The organism is Sedimentitalea todarodis (assembly GCF_032595355.1).
Classification (GTDB): Bacteria; Pseudomonadota; Alphaproteobacteria; order Rhodobacterales; family Rhodobacteraceae; genus Sedimentitalea; species Sedimentitalea todarodis.
Genome location: NZ_JASMWN010000019.1, coordinates 87,481 through 111,447, shown reverse-complemented (window position 1 = coordinate 111,447; position 23,967 = coordinate 87,481). Strand labels below are relative to the sequence as shown.

Here is a 23,967-nt window from a genome sequence, read left to right as displayed (position 1 = left end):
AACTCTCCGTACCGTTCCCAGCCCGTATAGCCCGTCAAGCGCCCCAGAACCACATCGCTGCAACCCCGGTGAAGGGGGTTCTAAGACTACTAATCCACAGCCGCAACCCCTTTTTTGAAGAAACGCCACTTTTTCCAAATTCCCTTCATATTTCCATATTTATCAATGGATTACGGCAAATATTTTTTTGACCGCAAAGTCAAATTTACATCTCTCACCACCCCAATCAACGAATCTCCAGCGAGTCACTCCCGGCGCTAATACCAGATTTTGCGTTATCAGCAGGGTTACCCCCAAGAGAGCCCGAAATTGTCCGTTAACCGAGGCCGACTCACATGGCTCATCCTACTCATGGCCACCATTCGGGCGAGTCTCGATTCAAACCAACGCCTTGCGCTGTCCGGGCCGGAGTCGCAGGGCCAGCAAGCCAAGTATCGCACCCAGATAGAGCAGCGGTTCGATTTGCAGTCCCTTCGACAGCATGACGAAATGCAAACCACCCAGAACAGCCACCACATAGACGACCCGGTGCAGACGCCTCCACGATGGACCGAGTCCACGCACCGACCAGTTGTTCGACGTTGCCGCCAGCGGGATCATCAGGACGAACGCTCCCATACCGACGGTAACATAGGGGCGCTTGACGATGTCGGCCCAGATCTGGCCAACGATCTGAACGTCCAGGACCAGCCAAACCAGCAAATGGCACAGGACATAGTAGAACGTGAGCAATCCGATTGCCCGGCGAAATTGCAACAGGTTGATCCCGGCAAAGCGCCGCAGTGGGGTGATCGCGAGCCCCACGATCAACATTTGCAGTGCCAGTTGGCCCAACTCGTGCTCTAGCGCCTTGATCGGTTCGACGCCTAGCCCGCCGGTTGCGGCGAGCCAAAACAGAACGCCGGGCGGCAACAGGCCAATCCCGTAGACCAAGCCCACAGGCAAGCGCCTCAGAACGCCATTCATCTGGCCGACAATCGCCCCGGTGATGTTTGACACCCTAGTGATACTTGGCGAGGTCCATACCGTCATACAGCGCCGATACCTCTTGATCATACCCGTTGAACATGAGCGTCGGTACTTTCTTGGAAAACAGACCGCCGCCGACCCGGCGCTCATGTGCCTGGGACCAACGCGGATGATCAACGTTCGGGTTCACGTTGCTATAGAAACCGTACTCGCGCGCGCTGTACTTGCTCCAACTGGTTGGCGGCTCGTCCTTGACCAGACTGATCCGCACCACGGACTTGATGGATTTATACCCGTATTTCCACGGCACAACGAGGCGCAAGGGCGCGCCATTCTGGTTCGGGATCGGCTTGCCGTACAGGCCCGTCGCCATGATCGTCAGGGGATGCAGCGCTTCGTCCAGCCGCAGTCCCTCGACATAGGGCCATTCGATCACCGGCCTGCTGACCCCGCGCATCTCTTCGGGGCGCAGCGCAGTTTCGAATGCAACGTAACGTGCCTCGTCTCTTACACCGGCCATGGCCAGCAGGTCGGACAGTTCGAACCCGTTCCACGGCACCACCATCGACCACCCCTCGACACAGCGAAGCCGGTAGATGCGTCCCTCGACCGTCATTTCCGACATGATATCGCTAAAGTCATATTGCCCCGGCCGATCCACCAAACCGTCGATGGTCACGCTCCATGGCGACGTGGTCAGCGCGCTGGCATAGGCGGCTGGATCCCCTTTGTCGGTCCCGAACTCGAAAAAATTGTTATAGCTGGTGATGTCGTCCCAGCTGTTTGGCTCCAACTCGGCCTTGGCAGCAAGCGGCCCGGCAATACTGCCCAGACCCAGCCCCGCCGCACCCGCCAGAATCTGGCGCCGGTTCATAAAGACGCTCTGCGGAGTCGCGTCATCGATTGTCAGATCATTCGTCCAGCGGTGGGCCATGAAAACTCCGTTACTCGTTTCCCCTGAGATAGTCGGCAATCATCCTTGCGCCAAACCAAATCAACTCACGTTTCAGAGACGGCTCTGTAACGTCCGACAACAGGCTCGGAAAACACCCGGCACGCGGCTGAGGAGAGGAAGTCAGGGCGCCGTTTGAGGGGCACATCGGTTTTCACATATGTTGCGGAGCAGCGGTTCGCGCCGTGCCTTACGTGATCACATCGGGATCAACACGGCCGATATGCTGCTGAAACCCGGCAAGCTCCAGAACCGCCTGCCGCAAGGGTTCAAGCACCGCTGCCGTGCTGTGCCCCTCGATGGATCCGTCGGAACGGTAGTGCTCAAGGTAGAGGCGGATCGTGGCGCCTTCGGTTCCGGTGCCGGACAGCCGCAACACCGCACGCGCACCACCCTGAAACCAGATACGCAACCCCTGATGCTCTGACAGAGTGTTGTCGATCGGGTCTCGATAGGCAAACTCATCCGCTTTTTCGACCGCCATCCCGGCAAAGCTCTTCCCGGGCAGATCGTCGATGCGTGTGATGATACCATCAACCAATGCCGTCGCCTCCACCTCCGGGACAGCCTCGAAATCGTGGCGCGAGTAATAGTTGCGACCAAACTCGGCCCAATGCGCCTCCTGAATCTCGGCGACCGACAGGCCACGGGCGGCGAGGATATTCAGCCACAAGAGAACGGCCCACAGCCCATCCTTTTCGCGCACGTGATCTGACCCGGTTCCGGCACTTTCCTCGCCACAGAGTGTGGCGCGCCCGGCATCCAGCAAGGTACCAAAGAACTTCCAGCCGGTGGGCGTTTCGAAACAGGCAATACCCAGCTTCTCCGCCACCTTGTCACACGCCCCGCTCGTGGGCATTGATCGCGCAACCCCGGCCAGTCCGTCCTTGTAGCCGGGCGCAAGATGCGCGTTGGCGGCCAGCATCGCGAGACTGTCTGACGGGGTGACATAGGCCCCGCGCCCGACGATCATGTTGCGATCTCCGTCGCCATCCGATGCCGCGCCGAGGTCCGGAGCGTCATCCGACATCATCAGGTCCATCAGCGGTTTAGCCCAGATCGGATTCGGGTCGGGATGCCCGCCGCCAAAATCCTCGGATGGCACCGCGTTGACCACCGTCCCCTCGGGCGCGCCCAACGCCTCTTGCAGGATGGCCGTTGCATAGGGTCCGGTAACCGCGTGCATCGCATCGAACCGCATCGTGAACCCGCCGGCAAACAGCGCCCGGATCGCATCGAAATCGAACAGCTGCTCCATCAACACCTGATAGCTCGCGACCGGATCGACCACCTCGATCTTCATGTTTCCGAGACTGACCTCGCCAATCTGGCCAAGGTCCACATCATCAGCCCGCAAGATGTGATAGCCATTGATTGCCCTGGAGGCCTCGAATATCCTCGTTGTCAGCCCTTCTGGCGCGGGACCCCCATTGGCGGCGTTGAACTTGACCCCGAAATCCTCGTCTATCCCGCCGGGATTGTGGCTCGCCGAGAGGATGAAACCACCGTCCGTCCCGTTCTGGCGGATCAGGTTGGACGCGGCAGGAGTGGACAACAATCCGTTTTGGCCCACGATCACCCCGGCGGCGCCGTTGGCGGCCGCAATCCTGATGATCGTCTGGGTCGCCTGCACGTTGAAATACCGCCCGTCTCCGCCAATCACAAAGCGCTTGCCGTCGCCCCCGCCGATGGCGTCAAACACTGACTGCACGAATGCTTCCAGGTAATGCTCCTGCATGAAAACGCGGGTTTTCTTGCGCAATCCGGACGTGCCCGGTTTCTGCCCCTCAAACGGAGCAATGTTCACGGTCACTTTGGTCATGCTTCGGCTCCTTCGGCTATTTTGCATGTGGTGCGATCATGGTTTGCCATGCAGGCACCTATCGTCTTCAGTTCCGGATGCGTTTCAAGATCCGCCACAGAGACCGCATAGCGCCGCTGCCAGTTCTGATGTTCGTGAACGGTTCCCGGCAGGTTCTGTGCCTCGATGGTGCCAAGAACATCATCGAGCTGAACGCAGACCATCTCTGCCGGTGATGCCGCCAGGCACCCGTGCACGGCCTCCTGAATTCGGGGTGTGCTGCCCTGCAACTTTGCGACATCGCGGGACCTGCGTTCACGCTCGTGCGCTGCGGCCTTACCATCGATCCATCCAAGCCGTTGCCACCAGTCGATATCACGGCCATTTGCATAGCCCTGCAAGGTGGGCGTGTCATGGGTGCCGAAACAAGCGAGAACCTGCGGCGAGGGCGTGCCCGGTGTGCGAAAGCCGTCCCGGTCCCTGTCGTACTGCAAAACGGAATAACCATAGAACCCGTGCACGCGCATCGTGTCTCGAAAACCCTCGGGCACCAGCCCCAGGTCTTCGCCAATCACCAGCGTGCCGTGGCGGGCTGCCTCGATCTTGATCAAGGCGATCAACGATTCAAACGGCTGCCTGACATAGGCTCCGGCAGACCCGTCATCGGGCACCCAGTAGCTGCGGTTCAGCCCCAGTACATGATCGATGCGGATCACTCCGGCATGGCGCATGGTCTGCGCGAGAATGCGCCGTAGTGGCGCGTAATGTACCGCGCGCAACGCATGTGGGTTGAATGCGGCCAACGACCAGGCCTGCCCGCCCGGGCTCAGGTGATCCGGCGGCGCACCCAGCGATACACCCTGTGCAACGACGTCGGCTTCGCACCACGCCTCGGCCCCATCGCGCCGCGCCCCGACCGCGAGATCAAGGTACAGCCCCGGTGCCATTCCCGCCGCGCACGCACGACGCTGCACCAACGCAAGCTGCCCATCCGCGATCCACTGCAACCATTTATGATAGCGCCTGCGGTCGGGCGAAACCTGATCCACGCTCACCACGGCTGGCCAACGCCGCCAGTCCGGCCCGTGCTGCTCGGTCAATGCCTCGAACGCGGCAAACCGGTTCAGCTCCGCACCACCTGTTTCACAAAACGCCTCAAACTCTGCGTTATGGCCTTTGCAGAACGCCTGCCACGCGATCTCTAGCGCGGCCTGCTGCGCCTGTTTGTGAGCGGCGTAGGGAACCGCTGACGCGCGGCGCAATTCTGCGGATGCCCCCGTCGACGCGCCCGGCACCTGATCCAGCGCGATATGCGCAGTGTTCAGAAACCCGCGATGGGACGGCGAATAGGGGCTGAACGCAGCGGTATCCGCATAACCCATGGCATGCACCGGATTGATGCCCAGAAATGCCGCCCCGCGCCGTGCGATAGCTTCTGCCGCGCGGCCAAGATCGTCATAATCCCCCAAGCCGCCGTTGCGTTCGGACACAAGCCCATAGAGCGCGGCGGACATGCCCCAGATTTTGTGTTTGCCGGCTGTCTCCGCCACCTGTGGAAGGCGCCGCGGCGCCGCCAGCACCGTCACGTCCTGTGCATGATCCACGGCCTTCATTTGCAGGACATAGATATCCGGGGCCAGGGGTGGCAGGATCACGTCACCTTTCCCGCTGGCAACGTGCGACGCATCTTCGGCCCGTGTAAGGATCCAGTCGTGCCCGGCACCAAACCCGAGCTGTTGCGGTGCGCCTGCCTCGACAACCGCTTCGACCGGAAAGCGTTGGTCAGCACGTTTCGCTTTAAGACCGGCGATGGTCTCGGGCAACGCTGCCCCGTCGATATCGTGCCCCATCGCACGCGCCAGCGCCGCATAGGTTTCTGGCGGTGTCACACGTTCCTGTCCCGACATATCCCTAAATTCAGGCAAGATGCCCAGCAGATTGCCCAATTCGCGCAGATTGCCGTCCCGGCTCATGCCGAAGCCGCCGATACGAGGACAAACGCGCTGACCGACCGCGCACCGACGACAGGCAGGTCCTCTCCGACCGGCATGATGGTCTGGGCCGCCTTGCTGGTCTCGATCTCGCGCACCCAGATCATACCTGGTGGCGCGTCGGGCAATACTACCGACAAATCATCGTCGCTGCGGTTGAAGGCGACAAACACCGTATCCAGACCCGACTCATAGTCCGGGGCGTCGGCCGAGCATCGCAATGTCAGACAGACATTTGCCAACCTGGGATCGCGCCATTGCACGGGCCCGCCCGAAAAGTCGGACCATTCCACGTCCAACAACCCATCGTGGGGGCGCTTGGCCCCATGCAGAAAGCGGGTCTGGCGAACGGCGCCATGCGCACCCCGAAAGGCGGACAGATGCGCAACAAAGGCGCACATTTCCTTATCCGCCTCGTCCCACGACACCCAGCCAGTCTCGTTATCCTGGCAATAGGCGTTGTTGTTACCCTCTTGCGAATTGGAAATCTCGTCTCCTGACAGCAACATCGGCGTACCCTGCGCCAGAAACAGCGTGGCCAGCATGTTGCGCTGGCGTTGCTTGCGACGGGCGATGATCACGGGATCGTCGGTTTCCCCCTCGACCCCGCAATTATCCGAGAAGTTCGAGCCGTGCCCGTCCCGGTTCATTTCGCCATTGGCCTCGTTGTGGCGTCGCGCATAGCGGGTGGTGTCCGCCAATGTGAAACCGTCATGCGCGGCAAGGAAGTTGACCGACGTCCAGGACCGGCGTCCGGAATGATCAAAGTTCTCGGCAGAGCCCAACAAGCGCCCGCCCAAATTCTGCATAGCGTGGTCATCATCCCGCCAATAGCGCCGAACTGAATCGCGGAACCCGTCATTCCATTCGCGAAACTCATGCGGAAACGCGCCCAGTTGATAGCCACCGGGGCCGATATCCCACGGCTCTGCAATCATCCGCACGTCTGCAAGCACGGGGTCCTGACGCAGCGCGGCAAAGAACCGGCCGCTTGGATCGAACCCATGGTCCTCGCGCCCCAGAACCGTTGCCAGATCAAAGCGGAACCCGTCAATGCCAAAGGCTTCGACCCAGAACCGCAGGCTGTCCAGAACCAAGCGCAACACATAAGGATGGCCGATGTTCAGGGTATTGCCGCAACCGGTGTCATTCACATAGTATCGCGGCTGTCCCCGGCTCAGCCGGTAGTAGGACGCATTGTCCAATCCCCGAAAGCTCAGCGTCGGGCCGGATTGGTCCCCTTCTGCGGTGTGGTTATACACCACGTCCAGAATGACCTCGATCTCGTTCTCGTGCAGCCGGTCGACCATACGTCGAAAACCGGCCATGCCGTCGGGGCCAAAGTAGCGTGGCTCGGGCGTGAAGAACCCGATGGAGTTATAGCCCCAGTAATTGCGTAACGCGCGGTCGACCAGGAAACTGTCATCGACAAAGGCGTGCACCGGCAACAGTTCGACCGCCCCCACTCCAAGCTGTTTGAAATGGGCGATCATGACGTCGGATGCGAGCCCTTCATAGGTGCCGCGCAATGCCTCGGGCACATCCGGGTGCAATTGCGTCAGCCCCTTTGGATGCGCCTCGTAAATCAGATCGCGCGCACCTGCCTTGTGCCCGCCCTTGACCCGTGGGGCAAAAAAGGCCGGATCGGAAACCACCGACTTGGGCACGAAGGGCGCACTGTCGCGGGTATCAAACGACAGATCCGCAGTTGGCGCCTCCGCTTCGTACCCCAACATCGCGGGATCGTTTCCCCAAGTCCCGTGCAGTTCACGCGCATATGGGTCCAGCAAGAGCTTGTTGGGATTGAACCGCTGGCCCCGCTCCGGGTCATATGGTCCATGGGCACGATAGCCATAGCGCGTCCCGACCGGAAGACCCTCAAGATACCCATGCCAGACCGGCCCCGTGCGTTCCGGCAGTGCCAGCCGGGTGGTTTCGGTCTCTCCATCTTCGGAAAAAATACACAGATCGATCGCATTCGCGTTCTCTGAAAACACCGCAAAGTTCACGCCGTTCCCGTCATGTCGCGCCCCTAGTGGATTGGGCAACCCACGTGTAAGACGGTACTTGGTCATTGCACGCCTTTGATGAGGCCGGTGAACAGATCAAGATAGGCGCGCGCAGACTGCTCCCAACCGACCGGGTGGCGCATCGCCCGACGCTGCATCGCGGCCCAGACCTTGGGTTGCGCAAAGAGTTCGCAGGTTCGCGCGATCGCCTGATCAAGTCCGGCTGTCGTGATGGGCGCAAATTGCACCCCGGTGGCGCACTCCGCCTGCAACGCCGCATCGTTGGCATCAATCACCGTATCGGCCAGCCCGCCCGTCCGGGCCACGACCGGCAATGTGCCGTAGCGCAGGCCGTAAAGCTGTGTCAGCCCACAGGGTTCAAATCGCGACGGGATCAGGATGGCATCCGCGCCGCCCTGCATCTGGTGCGACAGCGTTTCATCATATCCGATGATGGTGCCGACGTTGCCGGGGTGACGTGCCGCTGCCTCGATAAATCCCTTCTCCAGCACCGCATCGCCCGAACCGAGGAGCGCCAGCTGCGCACCTCTTGCGACCAGCCCCGGCAGGCAGTCCAACAGCATATCCAACCCCTTTTGCCCGGTCAGGCGACTGATCACGCAGAACAGCGGCCCGTCTGCCTCGGGCGACAGGGCAAACCGTGTGCGCAGGTCCTCGCGGTTCTGTGCCTTGCGCCCAAGGCTGCGAACACCATAGGTCGTGGACAATGCCGGATCCGTGTCGGGGTTCCACGCATCAAGGTCAATGCCATTGAGAATACCGGTCAACTGCGCCTGCCGCGCCTCCAACACCCCTTGCAGCCCCATGCCGAACTCTGGCGTCAGCAATTCGCGAGCATAGGTCGGGCTGACGGTGGTGATCGCATCACTGTAAATCAGCCCGGCCTTGAGAAACCCGACCCGGCCGTAGTATTCAATTCCGTCGGTATCAAACAACGCCGGATCAAGCCCCAGCGGCTCCATCACCTCGGGTCCGAACAGCCCCTGAAATGCGATGTTGTGGATCGTCGTGACGAGGGGCGGCGCGGGCCGTCCGCTCTGGCGCAGATAGGCAGCAACAAGCCCGGCCTGCCAGTCATGCGCATTGACCAGATCTGGCTTCCACTCTCCGACACCGTCCAACGCGACGTCGGCGCCCGCCATCGACAGGGCACCGAACCGAATGTGGTTGTCCCAATGGTCGTGCCCATTGGGGTCGAGATAGATTGTCCCCGGCCGGTCATACAGATGCGGCGCGTCCAGCAACAACAGATCAATCCCCTGTGCCGTTGCCGCCACCATCCGCGCGGACCCACCAAAGAAGTCAGAGAACGATCTGACCTCGGTCCCTGTCGCCAGCAGATCCGCCAGCGCCGGGTACGCAGGCAACAGCACCCGAACCTCGGCCCCCATCCCGGCGAGCGCCTTGGGCACGGCACCGATCACGTCAGCCAGGCCTCCCGTCTTGACAAAAGGTGCGCATTCAGAGGCGACAAAGAGCAGTTTCATCAGATCATTCCGTCAGTCGTTCAGCGCATCGATCATTGGTTGGGTTATCAAGGTTATCCCGTTTTCTGTCCGACGGAACCGTTTTGCGTCAAGCTCCGGGTCTTCGCCCACGACGAGGCCCGCAGGGATGATCACGCCCCTGTCAATCACCACGTCCTTGAGCCTCGCCTTGCGGTTGATCTCGACATACGGCATTGCCACGACCCCTTCGAGTTGGGAAAACGAATGCGTATTGACGCCGGTGAACAACAGGCACCGATCGAGGCTCGATCCGGAAATGATACAGCCGCCGGACACCATCGATGACACGGCCAAACCGCGACGCCCTTCTTCGTTGTGGATGAACTTTGCCGGGGGCGTCAGCTCCGAATAGGTCCAGATCGGCCACTCGTTGTCATATATGTCCAGCTCCGGCACGAAATCCGTCAGGTCGATATTGGCCCGCCAGAAGGCATCGACCGTTCCGACATCCCGCCAGTAGGGTTTTTTTTCAAGCCCCGAGCGGACGCAGGACCGGCTGAATGGATGGGCAACTGCCTTGCCATTCTTCACAATCGAGGGAATGAGGTCACCGCCAAAATCCTGGGTCGACTCTGGATTTGCCGCGTCCTGCTCCAGAAGTTCCAACAGGAACTTGGTCTCAAAAACATAGATGCCCATGCTCGCTAGCGCCAGATCCGGATGGCCGGGCATCGGCGGGGGGTCGGCGGGCTTTTCGACGAACTCCAGAATGTTGTCATTTGTGTCGACCTTCATGACACCAAAGCCGCTGGCCTCCATTCGGGGCACTTCGATGCAGCCAACGGTCACATCCGCGCCGCTTTCGACGTGATGCTGGATCATCCGGGAATAATCCTGCTTGTAGATGTGGTCCCCGGCCAGAACGACAATGAACTTTGGGCTATAGCCCTCGATGATGTCCTTGTTCTGCCAGACCGCATCCGCAGTACCGCGATACCAGTTCTCTTCGTCAAGCCGCTGCGAGGCCGGGAGGATATCAAGCGATTCATTTCGCTCGGCCCGGAAAAAGCTCCACCCGCGTTGCAGATGCCGGATCAGGCTGTGCGCCTTGTACTGGGTCGCGACCCCGATCCGACGGATGCCGGAATTCACCGCATTGGACAGCGCAAAGTCGATGATCCGGGTCTTGCCGCCAAAATACATCGCCGGTTTGGCCCGCCTGTCGGTCAGCTCAAAGAGCCGGCTCCCCCGCCCCCCAGCCAGAACAAAGGCCATTGTCTGTGCGGCAAGCCGCTGAGATTCGTTATCCACTCTCTTCTCCCCCAGTTGAGGCAAATCAGCCCCGGTTCGATTTCAATCACTCAGGTTGCAACTCGAATATCAGCGTCGAGAGCGGCGGTAGCGTCAGGTTCAGCGAATGCGCGCGCCCCGACGCAGCGATCTCATCGCTGCTCACACCGCCCAAATTGCCGCGATTGCCGCCGCCATACTGCTCTGCATCGGTGTTCAACCGTTCGATCCAGCGACCGGCGCAGGGCACGCCGATCCGCCGGTTGGGTCGTTCGACGGGGGTAAAGTTGGTCACAACCAGGGCAGGTGGCGTACCCTCTTTGCCCTTGCGCACCCAGGCGATGATCGATTCCTCGGCTGCGTGCTCTTCGATCCATTCGAACCCGTCAGGCCGCGCGTCGCGTTCGTAGAGCGCCGGAATGTCCTTATAGACCTGGTTCAGATCGCGCACGAGCGTCTGAATGCCTTTGTGGTCGGGATGCTCCAACAGATGCCAATCAAGGCTCGCGTCGTGATTCCACTCGCGGCCCTGCGCAAACTCGCAGCCCATGAACAACAGCTTCTTGCCCGGATGCCCCCACATGAAGCCCAGGTAGGCCCGCAGATTTGCAAACTTGGCCGCCCCGTCGCCAGGCATCTTGTCCAGCAGAGACCCTTTGCCGTGCACCACCTCATCATGGCTGATCGGCAGGATGAAGTTTTCGGAGAAAGCATACAGCAGGCCAAAGGTCAGCTTGTTGTGATGGTACTTCCTATTGATGGGGTCTTCGCTGACATAGGACAGAGTGTCGTTCATCCAGCCCATGTTCCATTTGAACCCAAAGCCGAGCCCGCCCGCATCCACCGGCGCGCTGACTCCGGGAAAGGCGGTGCTTTCCTCGGCGATGGTCATGATGCCCGGATCTGCCCCGTAGGTCAGGGTGTTCATCTGCTGCATGAACGCAATGGCCTCGAGGTTCTCGCGCCCGCCATGTTCGTTGGGCACCCATTCCCCGGCATTGCGCGAATAATCGCGGTACAGCATCGACGCCACCGCATCAACGCGAAGCCCATCGACATGATGTTCCTGCAGCCAATACAGCGCATTGGCGGTCAGGTAATTGGCAACCTCGCGGCGACCATAGTTGTAGATCAGCGTGCTCCAGTCCTGATGAAACCCTTCGCGCGGGTCGGCATGTTCATAGAGCGGTGTGCCATCAAACTGGCCCAACCCGTGACTGTCGGTGGGGAAATGCCCCGGCACCCAGTCCAGGATCAATCCCAGTTCGGCACCGTGGCAAGCATCAACAAAGGCCTGAAACTCCTCGGGTGTGCCATGCCGGATTGTCGGCGCAAACAGACCGACCGGCTGATATCCCCAGGACCCGTCAAACGGAAACTCTGAGACCGGCATCAGTTCGATATGAGTGAACTCCATATCCTTGGCGTATCCGACCAGTTGCTCTGCGTGTTCCTGATACGACAGCGGGCGATTGTTCTGATCCGTCACACGCCGCCAACTGCCCAGATGTACCTCGTAGATCGAAACCGGCGCGTCCGGGCGATGCCGGGTCAGCCGGTCCGCCATCCAGTCGGCATCCCGCCATTCATGTCGATACAGGTTCCGCACGACCGAAGCCGTTTGCGGTGGATGTTCCGAGCCGAACCCGACCGGGTCCGCCTTGAGCGGCAGCAACCCGCCTGATCCATCCAGAAGTTCATACTTGTAGATCGCGCCCTCTCCGACATCGGGCAGGAACAACTCCCAAACCCCGGTCTGTCCGCGCGGTCGCATGACAGCGCGGCGACCGTCCCAGTTGTTGAACGCGCCAACGACCGACACGCGGCTCGCGTTGGGGGCCCAGACCGCGAAATGCGTGCCCTCGCTGCCTTCGTGAGTGATCAGATGCGCTCCAAGTACCCGCCAAAGCTGCTGATGCGCCCCTTCTCCGATCAGGTATTCATCAATCTCGCCAAGAACCGGGCCGAACCGGTAAGGATCCTGCGCCTCCCAAATCTCTTCCCCGGCACCAAAGCGCAGGCGATAGGCAAAGGGTTTTCGCCGGCGCGGCGCGATTCCATTAAACAGGCCCGGCGCATCGTCATGACTCTGCAACGCCATGATCAGACGGCCCGTCTTTGCATCCAGAACCTCGGCCCGTTCGGCATCCGGATGATAGCAGCGGACACTGAGCTTGCCGTCGATCTCGTGCAGGCCCAATACCGCGAACGGGTCGGAAAACCGCCCCGCCGCAATTGCCTGTGCGTCCTCAGTTCGGATCATTGGCAAGCTCCCCCAAGTCGTATTCACACCACCAGCGGGCGCACGTTCCAGATATCTGATGCATAGCCCCGGATCGTGCGGTCGGATGAGAACCACCCCATGCCCGCCGTGTTCAGCGCCGCCATCCGCGTCCACGCCTCCGGATCACGATATACGCCGTCGACCTCGCGTTGCGTGTTGAAATAGCTGTCAAAATCACAGGTCACCAAGAAATAGTCATGGTCCCAGACATTGTGCAGCAACGCCGCATAGCGATCACTGTCACCACCAGAAAACGTGCCGTCTGCGATCTGCCCCAGCACGCGGGCCAATCGCGGGCTGGCCTCGATGGCAGCGCGGGCAAATCCCGGCACCGACCGACGCTTTGTCACGTCCCGGGCGGTCAGGCCGAACAGAAAGAAGTTCTCGACCCCGACATGGTCGCGGATTTCCACATTCGCCCCGTCCAGCGTGCCGATGGTCGGACTGCCGTTCAACGACAGCTTCATGTTGCCCGTGCCCGATGCCTCCTTGCCGGCGGTGGAAATCTGTTCGGAGAGGTCCGAGGCCGGGATCAGCAGTTCCGCCATGGAAACGTTGTAATTCTCAGGATAAACAACCTGCAGCAAGTCCCTGGTTGTCGGGTCGGCATTCAACATCTTGGCGACATCGTTGATCAGATGAATGATCGACTTGGCCATCACGTAACCGGGCGCCGCCTTGCCGCCAAAGATCTTGACCCGCGGCGTCCAGTCCCCATTCGGATCGTCCCGAATGTCGTTCCAGAGCGCGATGGTCTCGAGGATGTTCATCAACTGTCGCTTGTATTCGTGGATGCGCTTGATCTGTGTGTCAAACATGGCATCTGGGTTCACCGTGATCCTGTCGCGCGCCTTGAGCCACTCGGCCAACCGTTCCTTGTTGCTGCGTTTGGCGGCCCTGTAGGCCTCGCGGAATGCCGCGTCCTCGACGCTGGACCGCAGTTCCGAAAGCCGTTCCAGATCGGCTGCCCATCCCTGCCCAATCGTGTCGTCGATCAATGCGCGCAGCGCCGGGTTACAGGAATAGAGCCAGCGGCGCGGCGTGATGCCGTTGGTCTGGTTGATGATCCGATCGGGATAGGCCGTGTGCAGATCGTGAAACACGGTCTCTTTGACCAGTTCAGAGTGCAACGCCGATACCCCGTTGACCTTGTGCGCCATGACAAAGGCCAGTTCACCCATCTTGACCTGCCCGTGTTCGATGATCGTAACCTTCGTTCCGGCGGCGGCGAAATGGGCGTCCTGAATGATCTCGATGATCCGGTGATGGCGTGGCAGGATGCGTGCAAACAACCCCTCGGGCCAGCGCTCCAACGCCTCGGGCAGCAGGGTGTGGTTGGTGTAGGCCAGTGTTTTTCGAGCAACTTCGATGGCACGGGCCATCGGAAGGGCATGTTCATCCGCCAGGATCCGCACCAGTTCAGGTCCGGCAATCGCGGGGTGCGTATCGTTCAGCTGGATGGCTACGTGGTCGGGCAGGCTGTCGATCTCGAACCCCTCCGCCAGGAACCGGCGCATTAGGTCCTGGATCGAGGCTGCGGTAAAGAAATACTCCTGCTTCAGCCGCAGTTCCTTCCCCGTGTCGGTTGTGTCATCCGGATAGAGGACACGGCTTATCGTGCGCGCCAGTGCTTCGGGCCGGGACGCGCCGATATAATCGCCACGGTTGAAGCTCTCCAGATCAAACAGCTTTACCGGTTTCGCGGCCCACAGGCGCAGCGTGTTCGCCCACTTGCCTTGCCAGCCAGCAATGGGTGTATCGTAGGCCTGTGCCAGAACGGTTTCGTCGCTGTGCCAGACAGATTTCTCGCCGCATTGGCTGACATAGCCACCGAAATGAATGGAGATCGACACTTCCGGGCGCTCGAATTCCCAGGCATGCCGCTGTGCCAGCCATTTCTCTGCGGTCTCGACCTGAGCACCATCCTCAAAGTGCTGTTCGAACAACCCGTGCTCGTAGCGGATGCCATACCCATAGGCCGGAATTCCTATTGTCGACAGGCTGTCCAGAAAACAGGCCGCCAGCCGCCCCAGCCCACCATTGCCAAGTGCCGCGTCCGGTTCATCCGCAACGATTCTGTCATAGTCCTGGCCGAGTTCGGCAAGCGCTGCCGCTGCTATATGTTCCACGCCAAGATTGATCGCGACATCCTCAATCAGACGACCGATGAGAAACTCCATCGACAGGTAGTAGACCCGCTTGCCCTTGGCGTCATAGGTTCGCCGCGTCGAGGCGAACCAGGGTTCCACCACCAGATCACGCAGAGACAACGCGAGTGACATTCGCCAGTCATAGGTGGTCGCATGTTCCGGGTCCTTGCCCAGCGAACTGCGCAGGTGGCGCAGCATCGCTTGGGTCAGCGCCGGCTGGTCAAGATCTGTTCTCAGCGTGTCGGGCATTTTGATGTCCTGCTCCGGAGATTTGGGGCGCGTGCGCCACACGTAGGCGTTCTGGGTTTACCTGTCGTCATTCGAGCTCTTGCGCCCATGGCGGATTGGCCCCGGCCCGTGACACCGTGACCCCGGCGACGCGAGTGCCAAATGCCAGCGCATCGCGCAGCAGATTGGGGCTGATTTCGCCAAGTGTCGCCTTGTCAAGCGCGCCTGCCTGCTGAAGATGTGCCAGAACGCCCGCATTGAACGTATCACCGGCACCAACGGTATCGACCATTTCGACCCGCTGCGCTGCGACGGAGATCTCCTCGTCCGACGGCAGCCACGCCGAGGCGCCTGCGCTGCCCTTGGTCAGGATGATCAACTTTGGCCCTTTGGCGCGGATATTGTCGATCTTTTCGGCCAACGACCCGGCTCCCGGCACGATCCAATGGAGATCCTCGTCTGAAACCTTGACGATATCGGCCAGCCCCAGCATTTGCTCCAACCGCGCACGGTAACGGGCTTCGTCCTGGATGAATCCAGGTCGGATGTTCGGGTCAAGCGCGATTACCCGGTCAGCGGCCTCGCGCGCGGCCAATGCCGAATAGAACTCGCCGCAGGGTTCGCTGATCAGGCTGATTCCGCCGAAATAGAGTGCGTTGACGCTTTCGGGTATGTCCGGCAAATCAGACGGCTCAAGCATGCGGCCAGCTGTGTTTTCATCATAGAACGTGTAGACCGCATGCCCGTCGGTCAGCTGCACGAACGCCAATGTCGCGGGCCGATCCGACAGGATGACATGCGATACATCCACGTGCGATGCCTTCAGCGCCTCGAGCAATTGTATTCCGAACATGTCCTGCGACAATCCTGACAGGAATCCCGGACTGACACGCAACCGGCCCAACGCGATGGCGGTATTAAAGATAGCACCTCCGACATGGGCCGAATAGCATACCCTGCCATCGGCCCCGCGGGACTCGATCATGTCGATCAGCGCTTCGCCACAGCACATTAGCATTCCGGGCTACCTCCCATTGAATTGGGTCTTCAAAGTTTGGAAGACAAAGACGGCCAATAGCAACGTTTCACTTTCTCCGGACCACGCGCCAGTTGTGATTCCAGGTGCCTCTCGACTGTCTTCCGCTCCTGAAAACAAGTCCGCCGCGATCGCGCAGACTCCGAACACTGATATTTTTTGGTAGCGCTAACAGTATTTGACTACAAGAGCAAGCATGGTTGCTGATCAAGCGAGAATTGCGGCGCTTTGAACCACGCGCGTAACGCGACTTTAGGCTGCGCACGCCGTTGTGAGATCGGTACTACCGGCCTTTTTGCAAACACGGGTCCACGCGGGCCTTGTGAGCGCGTGATCTTTCAGAATTGTCAAATCTTAAGTTGTATCAACGCTATAGCATCTTCACGAGCGCCTCATGAGGTGCGTACCTCAGAAATCTGTAGACATGAGGTGCGTACCTCATCTAGCGTTTGAGTCGTCTGAACGACGATTCGGGGACCGGAAAGAAGTCGCCGCGCGTCAACTGGGAGGAAAATTCATGAGAACATTGAAACTGGCATCAGCCAGTGCGATCAGCCTTGCCGCTGCGTCATACGCGGGCGTGACGCATGCCGATGATCTGACGCTTTGCTGGGCCGCCTGGGACCCGGCGAATGCATTGGTCGAACTGAGCAAGGAATTCGAAGCCGAATCCGGCCACACGATGAGCTTTGAGTTCGTTCCCTGGCCGAATTTCGCGGACCGGATGCTGAACGAACTGAATTCCGGCGGTCAGCTCTGCGATCTGTTGATCGGTGACAGCCAGTGGATCGGCGGCGGGGCCGAGAACGGCCACTATGTCAAGCTCAACGACTTTTTTGACGCCGAGGGCATCGCGATGAGCGATTTTGCAGATGCCACCGTCTATGCCTACTCCACTTGGCCCAAAGGCACACCCAACTACTATGCGCTGCCCGCCATGGGGGACGCAAATGGCTGGTTCTATCGCAAGGACTGGTTCGAGCGGGACGACATCAAGGCCGCATTCAAAGAGGAAACAGGCCGGGATCTGGCAGAACCCACGACACAAAAGGAACTTCTGGAGGTCGCACAGTTCTTTCAGGAGCGCGAGATCGACGGGCAAACGGTTTATGGTGCCGCGATCTTTACCGAACGCGGATCCGAAGGCATCACCATGGGGGTGACCGGGGCGCTCTATCCCTGGGGCTTCAAGTATGAAAACACTCCAGGGTCTTATGACATGGAGGGTGCGGTCAACTCGCCCGAGGCCGTCGAGGCGCTGGAGTTCTACAAGGAATTCTACAAAACCGCGACGCCGCCGGGCTATACCAACGCCTATATGGGCGAGAGTCTCGACGCTTTCAAATCCGGGCAGGTCGCGATGGCGATGAACTGGTTCGCGTTCTTTCCGGGCCTCTATGCCGATCCCAACACCGGCGGCGACAAGATCGACTTCTTTGTGAACCCACCCCAGAACCAACCCGGCTCGACTCTTGGCGGTCAGGGGATCTCGGTGGTGTCCTACTCCGACAAGCAGGAAGCGGCGCTGGAGTATATCAAATGGTTCGCCCAACCGGAGATTCAGCAGAAGTGGTGGGATCTCGGCGGGTACTCCGCGCATAACGCCGTCCTCGAAAGCCCGGACTTCGTGGAGAGCGCCCCCTTCGCCGGCGATTTTCTTGAGGCAATGGCAAACGTGCAGGACTTCTGGCAGGAGCCGGCCTATGCCGAACTGCTGCTGGCCATGCAAAAACGCATGCATGACTACGTGGTTGCCGATCAGGGCACCGCGCAAGAGGCGCTCGATCTGCTGATCGCGGACTGGACCGAAGTCTTCGAGGACGAAGGCAAACTCTGAGCCGTCTGACGGCCCTTTTCAAGAGGGCCACCCAAGACCAGTCGCCCCGGAAGCTGTTCCGGGGCATGCTCTCCCAGCACCCTGTTCACCGGATCCTGCGAAATGTCTGAGACTCCCGCAACCCGCGCCGCCGCTGCAACACCAGCCGGTGTTGCGCGCAAGATCAGAGGTCTCAGCGACCGCGCGATCGCCTGGATCTTTGTCGGCCCCACGATCTTTCTGTTGCTGGCAATCAACATCTTCCCATTGATCTGGACAGTGCGTCTCAGCTTTACCAATTTCAAAGCCAACCGGAATCGCCCGGTCGAATGGATTGGCACCCGCAACTATGAACGCATCCTGACTGACAGCGACATCTGGCTGAACATGCAGGCCACCGCGCATTTCCTGTTCTGGACGATCTTCTTTCAGGTGCTCATCGGTTTTACGCTGGCTTACCTGATCAACAAGAAGTTCAAGGGCAACGACCTCTGGACCACCATCATCGTTCTGCCGATGATGTTGTCCCCCGCCGTGGTCGGAAATTTCTGGAAATTTCTCTATCAGCCGCAAATCGGGCTTTTCAACTATGTCGTCGGCTTTTTTACCGGCAAGGAAGCGTCCAGTTTCGAGATGCTCGGTTCGGTCGATCTTGCGCCCTGGTCCATCGTCATCGTCGATACCTGGATGTGGACGCCCTTTGTGATGCTGATCTGTCTCGCTGGGCTGCGATCAATCCCCGACTACATTTACGAGGCAGCAGAGATCGACCGCGCCTCGAAACTGCGCCAGTTCTTCACCATCACCGTTCCGATGGTGCTGCCCTTCCTGATGCTTGCCGTGCTGTTTCGCGGCATCGAGAACTTCAAGATGTTCGACCTTGTGGTACAGCTCACCGGCGGCGGCCCCGGATCGACCACCGAACTCACCTCGATCAACCTCAAGCGCGAAGCATTTGAGAAGTGGCGCACCGGCTATGCCTCGGCCTATGCGATCATCCTGTTTGTCACCGTGTTCGGCCTGGCGAGCATCTATGTCAAGGCGCTGAACAAGGTGAAGGAGCGATGATCATGCAAGACCTCGCCACACCGATAGAATCGCCTGCAGAAGGCATCGCACCATGAGCGGTTATTCGGTCACCGAACCCAGCCCCCGGTCAAAGTGGTTCGCCGGTACGCTGGTTATCCTCTATGCGTTGATCACCATGGTGCCGCTGGCCTGGATCATGCTGACCGGGTTCAAATCTCCGTCCGATGCAATTTCTTATCCACCCAAGGTGCTGTTCGAACCCACACTCGAAGGCTATGTGAATCTCTTCACCACCCGGACCCGGCAAACCAAGGAGTACCTCGAGGCGAATCCGCCAGAAACCTGGTACGAAGAGATCGTCCACGACTACGACATGGTCATCGCGGGCCCTTCAAAATTCGGCGAACGGTTCCTGAATTCGGTGATTATCGGCTTTGGCTCGACCTTCCTGAGCATCGTTCTGGGCACACTCGCCGCCTATGCCTTTTCGCGATTCAAGATACCGTTTGCCGATGATCTTCTGTTCTTCATTCTCAGTACCCGGATGATGCCCCCGATTGCGGTCGCGATCCCGATCTTCCTGATGTATCGGCAGTTGGGCCTGTCAGACACCCATCTGGGCATGATCCTGCTCTATACGGCGGTCAACATTTCGCTCGCGGTCTGGCTCTTGAAAGGGTTCATTGACGAAATCCCCCGCGAATACGAAGAGGCCGCGCTGATCGACGGCTACACCAGGTTTCAGGCGTTTTACAAAGTCGTGCTGCCGCAGGCCGCCACCGGCATCGCGTCGACCGCGATCTTCTGCCTGATCTTTGCCTGGAACGAATACGCCTTTGCCGTGCTTCTGACGTCTGGCACCGCCCAGACCGCGCCGCCGTTCATCCCGACGATTATCGGCGTCGGTGGGCTTGACTGGCCCGCCGTGGCCGCTGGCGCCACCATCTTCCTGCTGCCGGTCATGATCTTTACCATCCTCCTGCGCAAGCACCTGCTGCGCGGGATCACCTTTGGAGCGGTCCGCAAATGAGCAACTTTTTCACCGGTCTTGTCAACCTGCGCCGCGGTCCCTGGGAAATGCTGGCGACCATCCTGATCGGTCTGGGTGTGTTCATGCTGATGCAGCCCTTTGTCCTTTGGGCCTATACCTACTCCTTCATAACCACATTGGTGGGCACCGTGATGTTCATCATCGTGTCCCATTTCAAGGACTGACCCTGTGGCCCAGATCGTCATCGACAGCATCCGCAAGGAATTCGGCGAATTCACCGCCGTCCGGGACTCGAGCTTTACCATCGAGGATGGCGAGTTTTTCATGCTGCTTGGCCCCTCCGGCTGTGGCAAGACCACCACCCTGCGCATGATCGCCGGGCTGGAATTGCCGACATCGGGGCGGATCTATCTGGACGGTGAAGAGATCAGCCAGAAGCCACCCAGCCAGCGCGACATCGCCTTCGTCTTTCAGATGTTCGCGCTCTACCCGCATATGAACGTGCGCAAGAACCTCAGCTATCCGCTGATCAGCCAGGGCACGCCGCGCGCCCAGATCAAGGCCAAGATCAACGAGGTCGCGGATATTCTCGGAATTCAGGACATCCTCAATCGCCCTGTCGGCGGGTTGTCCGGCGGTGACCGTCAGCGCGTGGCACTTGGCCGTGCCATCGTGCGCGATCCCAAGGCGTTCATGATGGATGAACCCCTTGGCGCACTTGATGCCGAGTTTCGCGAACATATGGCCGAAGAACTGCGCGCCCTGCACGACCGTATGAACGCCACCACTGTCTATGTCACCCACGATCAGCTTGAGGCGATGCAGATGGGCGACAAGATCGTCGTCATGAACAATGCCGTCGTCGAGCAGTTCGGCACGCCGCAGGAAATCTATGACAAACCGGCGACCATGTTTGTTGCCGACTTTATCGGGTCGCCCTCGATGAACTTTTTGCGCTTTGACGGCATCGTTGCAGAAGGGGCCACGACGGTCGAGCTGAACGGCGCGTCCCTCGGCGTGCCTCGCCAGCTCGAAGGCGCAAGCGGCAACCTCGCTTTCGGCGTCCGCCCGGAACACGTGACACTGACGGACAGCGGCCTTTATCGCGCCGAGGTCCTGGCGTCCGAGTATCTTGGCACCACCCAGATCATCACGCTGGCGACCGCCAATGGCGAACTCAAGGCCCGGATCGACAGCGCCCGGACCGTCCGCATCGGCGAAACCGTTGGCCTCACATTCGACGCCCGCAAGATCACCCTCTTTGATGAGAACAGCGGCGCGGCCCTGCGCTCGGCCCTGAACAACGAGGTGCTCGCCCATGGCTGAGGTTGCGCTCAGAAATCTGTCAAAGTCCTTTGGCGACGACATCGGTGTCGCGGAAATGACGATGACCATCCCCGATGGCGCATTCGTCGTCCTGCTTGGCCCCACCGGCGCGGGAAAGACCACCACGCTGCGCCTGATTTCGGGGCTCGAAACGATGGACCGCGGCGAGATCTGGATCGGCGGGCGCAATGTCGGCAGCGAAACCCCGGCCCAACGCGATGTCGCCATGGTATTTCAGCAATACTCGCTCTACCCGCATCTTACGGTGCGCGAGAACCTTGCCTTTCCGCTGAAATCCCCGATCCTCAACACCCCACCGGACGCGATCGAACGCAAGGTGGCCGAAGTCGCCAGCGTGCTTCAGATCAGCCACAAGCTCGACAACAAGGCCACCGCGCTTTCGGGCGGCGAAATGCAACGGGTTTCGATTGGTCGTGCGTTGGTGCGCGATCCGTCGATCTACCTGATGGACGAGCCGCTCAGCTCGCTGGATGCCAAGCTGCGCACAGATCTGCGGGTCGAGCTCAAACGCATCCACGCCTCGCTCGGTGCGACGCTGCTCTATGTCACGCATGATCAGATCGAAGCCATGACAATGGCCACACATGTGGGCGTTCTGGATCACGGCAGGCTCGTGCAGTTCGGCAGCCCGCGCGATATCTACGAAAACCCCAACAGCCTCTATGTCGCCAGCCGCCTCGGCCTGCCCCGGATCAACATCCTGCCCGCCGACGTCTTTGGCAATGTGCCCACCGGCACCCGCCAGATCGGCATGCGTCCGGAGCATATCATTCAAGGCACAGGTCAGGACGCCACGATCAAGAGGGTCGAGCACCTGGGTGATCAGGCCCGCCTGCACCTGTCCCTGCAAGGGCATGACATCACCACCATCGCCGCCCCCGACACCGACTATCAACCCGGTGCGCACGTCAAGATTGCACCGCGTAATCCGCTCTGTTTTGACGCGCAGGGCAATCGCATCCGCTAAGGAGGAGACACTATGAATCAGTTTATCAATGCCAGGGATACCCTTGTCACAGATGCGATTGACGGTCTCATTGCCACCTCTGGCGGGGCACTGGCACGGCTCGACGGCTATCCGCATATCAAGGTTGTCTGCCGCGCCGATTGGGACAAGTCGCAGGTGGCGCTGATCTCGGGCGGCGGCTCGGGACATGAACCGGCCCATGCCGGGTTTGTCGGCGCCGGCATGCTGACCGCCGCCGTCTGCGGCGAGGTCTTTGCCTCCCCGTCGGTCGACGCGGTTCTGGCGGGGATTCTGGCCGTCACCGGCGACGCGGGGTGCCTGCTGATCGTCAAGAACTACACCGGTGATCGGCTGAACTTTGGCCTTGCGGCTGAACGTGCCCGGGCGTTTGGGCTCAAGGTGTCGATGGTCGTGGTTGACGACGACATTGCACTCCCCGATCTGCCGCAGCCGCGCGGCGTCGCGGGCACGTTGTTCGTGCACAAGATCGCGGGCGCATTGGCGCAGGACGGGGCAGACCTCGACACTATCACCAAGGCCGCGCAATCCGCGATCGCCAATATGGCATCAATCGGCAAGTCGCTGGATACCTGCACCGTGCCCGGCTCTGCCAAGGAAGACCGTATCGCCCCCGGCATGGCCGAGCTTGGTCTGGGCATACATGGCGAGGCCGGCGTCGAACAGGTCGCGTTCAGGGACGCCCGAACTGCCATGGACATCGTTCTTGGCAAGCTTGCCACCAAGATCGGCAACGGACCGCATGTGGCGCTCCTGAACAACCTCGGTTCCACCACACCGCTCGAGATGAGCGTCCTGGCCCAGGAACTCGCAACGTCGGCCAAGGCCGAGGCGATCAGACATATCATTGGTCCCGCACCCCTGATGACCTCGCTCGACATGCACGGCTTTTCGGTCTCTGTGCTGGCCGTGGACAATACCACCAGAGATCTGCTTGCCGCCCCGGTCGATCTGTCCGCATGGCCCGGAATGACAGGCGTTACCCCGGTAGCGACGCGCCCGCTTCCCGACGGGCTCAGCCCGATTCAGCCCATCCCGTCCAACAACCCGAAAACCCGCGCCGTGATCGAAGAAGCCTGTGATCTGCTGATAGCAGCCGAAGGCGATCTCAATTCCCTGGATGCAAAATCCGGCGATGGCGATACCGGCAGCACGCTGGCCACTGCGGCGCGGGCGCTCAAGGGTGCGCTGGACCGGATGCCGTTGGCCGATCTGACGCAACTTTTTCGCGCCGTAGGCAACGAACTTAGCCAGACCATGGGCGGGTCGTCGGGCGTGATCCTCGCGATCTTCTTTGGCGCGACCGGCGATGCCTGCGCCAATGGAAAACCTACGTCAGAGGCGTTGAGGGCGGGGCTCGACCGGATCAGCCAGGTGGGTGGCGCCGTCAAAGGCGACCGCACGATGATCGACGCACTTGCCCCCGCGCTCGGCGCCTTGCCGGACGGTTTCGCCGCGGCCGCCGCAGCCGCGCGCACAGGCGCGGATGCAACCGCCTCGATGGACCGCGCCAAGGCGGGCCGCGCCTCATATGTGCCGCCCGAGAACCTGATCGGCCACAATGATCCCGGAGCCGAAGCGGTGGCGCGGCTCTTTGAGGGTCTGGCCAAAGCCCTTTAG

At 60.3% G+C, this 23,967-nt stretch carries 18 protein-coding genes; 8 read left to right on the top strand and 10 right to left on the bottom strand.

From position 1 onward, the window contains the following. The coding region (locus QO231_RS19890; protein WP_316780534.1) for a hypothetical protein at positions 1 to 191 on the top strand (191 nt) is incomplete at its 5' end. 187 nt (positions 192 to 378) lie between these two features. On the opposite strand, the gene msrQ is transcribed toward QO231_RS19890, so the two are convergent. From msrQ to QO231_RS19840, 10 genes are all read right to left on the bottom strand, one after another. After that, the gene (msrQ, locus tag QO231_RS19885) at positions 379 to 966 is read right to left on the bottom strand and encodes a protein-methionine-sulfoxide reductase heme-binding subunit MsrQ (RefSeq protein ID WP_316780552.1); all 588 of its coding nucleotides are present in this window, start codon (positions 964 to 966) and stop codon (positions 379 to 381) included. Between the two features lie 34 nt (positions 967 to 1,000). Further along, positions 1,001 to 1,903, bottom strand: coding sequence for a protein-methionine-sulfoxide reductase catalytic subunit MsrP (msrP, locus tag QO231_RS19880; RefSeq protein WP_316780531.1), 903 nt, complete (start codon positions 1,901 to 1,903; stop codon positions 1,001 to 1,003). 208 nt (positions 1,904 to 2,111) lie between these two features. After that, positions 2,112 to 3,743, bottom strand: coding sequence for an alpha-D-glucose phosphate-specific phosphoglucomutase (locus tag QO231_RS19875; RefSeq protein ID WP_316780529.1), 1,632 nt, complete (start codon positions 3,741 to 3,743; stop codon positions 2,112 to 2,114). Then, positions 3,740 to 5,695, bottom strand: coding sequence for a 4-alpha-glucanotransferase (malQ, locus tag QO231_RS19870; protein WP_316780526.1), 1,956 nt, complete (start codon positions 5,693 to 5,695; stop codon positions 3,740 to 3,742). Before malQ ends, QO231_RS19875 begins: the two co-directional genes overlap by 4 nt. Continuing rightward, positions 5,692 to 7,788, bottom strand: coding sequence for a glycogen debranching protein GlgX (gene glgX / locus QO231_RS19865; protein WP_316780523.1), 2,097 nt, complete (start codon positions 7,786 to 7,788; stop codon positions 5,692 to 5,694). Before glgX ends, malQ begins: the two co-directional genes overlap by 4 nt. Further along, positions 7,785 to 9,230 (bottom strand): glycogen synthase GlgA, encoded by a 1,446-nt coding sequence (gene glgA, locus QO231_RS19860; protein WP_316780522.1) that lies wholly within the window; start codon positions 9,228 to 9,230, stop codon positions 7,785 to 7,787. Before glgA ends, glgX begins: the two co-directional genes overlap by 4 nt. A 12-nt stretch (positions 9,231 to 9,242) precedes the next feature. Then, a complete protein-coding gene (gene glgC / locus QO231_RS19855) occupies positions 9,243 to 10,502 on the bottom strand; it encodes a glucose-1-phosphate adenylyltransferase (RefSeq protein ID WP_316780519.1) in 1,260 nt (419 codons plus the stop codon). Between the two features lie 46 nt (positions 10,503 to 10,548). Continuing rightward, positions 10,549 to 12,744, bottom strand: a complete 2,196-nt coding sequence (glgB, locus tag QO231_RS19850) for a 1,4-alpha-glucan branching protein GlgB (protein WP_316780516.1) — start codon at positions 12,742 to 12,744, stop codon at positions 10,549 to 10,551. Between the two features lie 23 nt (positions 12,745 to 12,767). Next, positions 12,768 to 15,164 (bottom strand): glycogen/starch/alpha-glucan phosphorylase, encoded by a 2,397-nt coding sequence (locus QO231_RS19845; RefSeq protein ID WP_316780514.1) that lies wholly within the window; start codon positions 15,162 to 15,164, stop codon positions 12,768 to 12,770. Between the two features lie 67 nt (positions 15,165 to 15,231). Next, the gene (locus QO231_RS19840; protein WP_316780512.1) at positions 15,232 to 16,161 is read right to left on the bottom strand and encodes a carbohydrate kinase family protein; all 930 of its coding nucleotides are present in this window, start codon (positions 16,159 to 16,161) and stop codon (positions 15,232 to 15,234) included. A gap of 535 nt (positions 16,162 to 16,696) precedes the next feature. Here QO231_RS19840 and QO231_RS19835 point away from each other — a divergent pair. The 7 genes from QO231_RS19835 to QO231_RS19805 all read left to right on the top strand — a co-directional run bounded on the left by QO231_RS19835 (position 16,697) and on the right by QO231_RS19805 (position 23,967). Then, the gene (locus QO231_RS19835; protein ID WP_316780509.1) at positions 16,697 to 18,016 is read left to right on the top strand and encodes an ABC transporter substrate-binding protein; all 1,320 of its coding nucleotides are present in this window, start codon (positions 16,697 to 16,699) and stop codon (positions 18,014 to 18,016) included. Positions 18,017 to 18,118: 102 nt separating this feature from the next. Continuing rightward, a complete protein-coding gene (locus QO231_RS19830; protein ID WP_316780506.1) occupies positions 18,119 to 19,063 on the top strand; it encodes a carbohydrate ABC transporter permease in 945 nt (314 codons plus the stop codon). Positions 19,064 to 19,115: 52 nt separating this feature from the next. Continuing rightward, complete coding sequence (locus QO231_RS19825; protein ID WP_316780503.1) at positions 19,116 to 20,054, top strand: carbohydrate ABC transporter permease; 939 nt, start codon at positions 19,116 to 19,118, stop codon at positions 20,052 to 20,054. Continuing rightward, entirely contained in the window at positions 20,051 to 20,239 is a 189-nt protein-coding gene (locus tag QO231_RS19820; protein ID WP_316780500.1) for a hypothetical protein, read from the top strand. The genes QO231_RS19825 and QO231_RS19820 overlap by 4 nt, the downstream gene beginning before the upstream one ends. 4 nt (positions 20,240 to 20,243) lie before the next feature. Then, positions 20,244 to 21,341 carry an ABC transporter ATP-binding protein gene (locus QO231_RS19815; protein WP_316780498.1) on the top strand — a complete coding sequence of 366 codons (1,098 nt, stop codon included), beginning with the start codon at positions 20,244 to 20,246 and terminating at the stop codon, positions 21,339 to 21,341. Next, a complete protein-coding gene (locus QO231_RS19810; RefSeq protein WP_316780497.1) occupies positions 21,334 to 22,329 on the top strand; it encodes an ABC transporter ATP-binding protein in 996 nt (331 codons plus the stop codon). Before QO231_RS19815 ends, QO231_RS19810 begins: the two co-directional genes overlap by 8 nt. Before the next feature lie 12 nt (positions 22,330 to 22,341). Continuing rightward, positions 22,342 to 23,967: a dihydroxyacetone kinase subunit DhaK gene (locus QO231_RS19805; RefSeq protein WP_316780494.1), complete on the top strand. Its 1,626-nt coding sequence runs from the start codon at positions 22,342 to 22,344 to the stop codon at positions 23,965 to 23,967.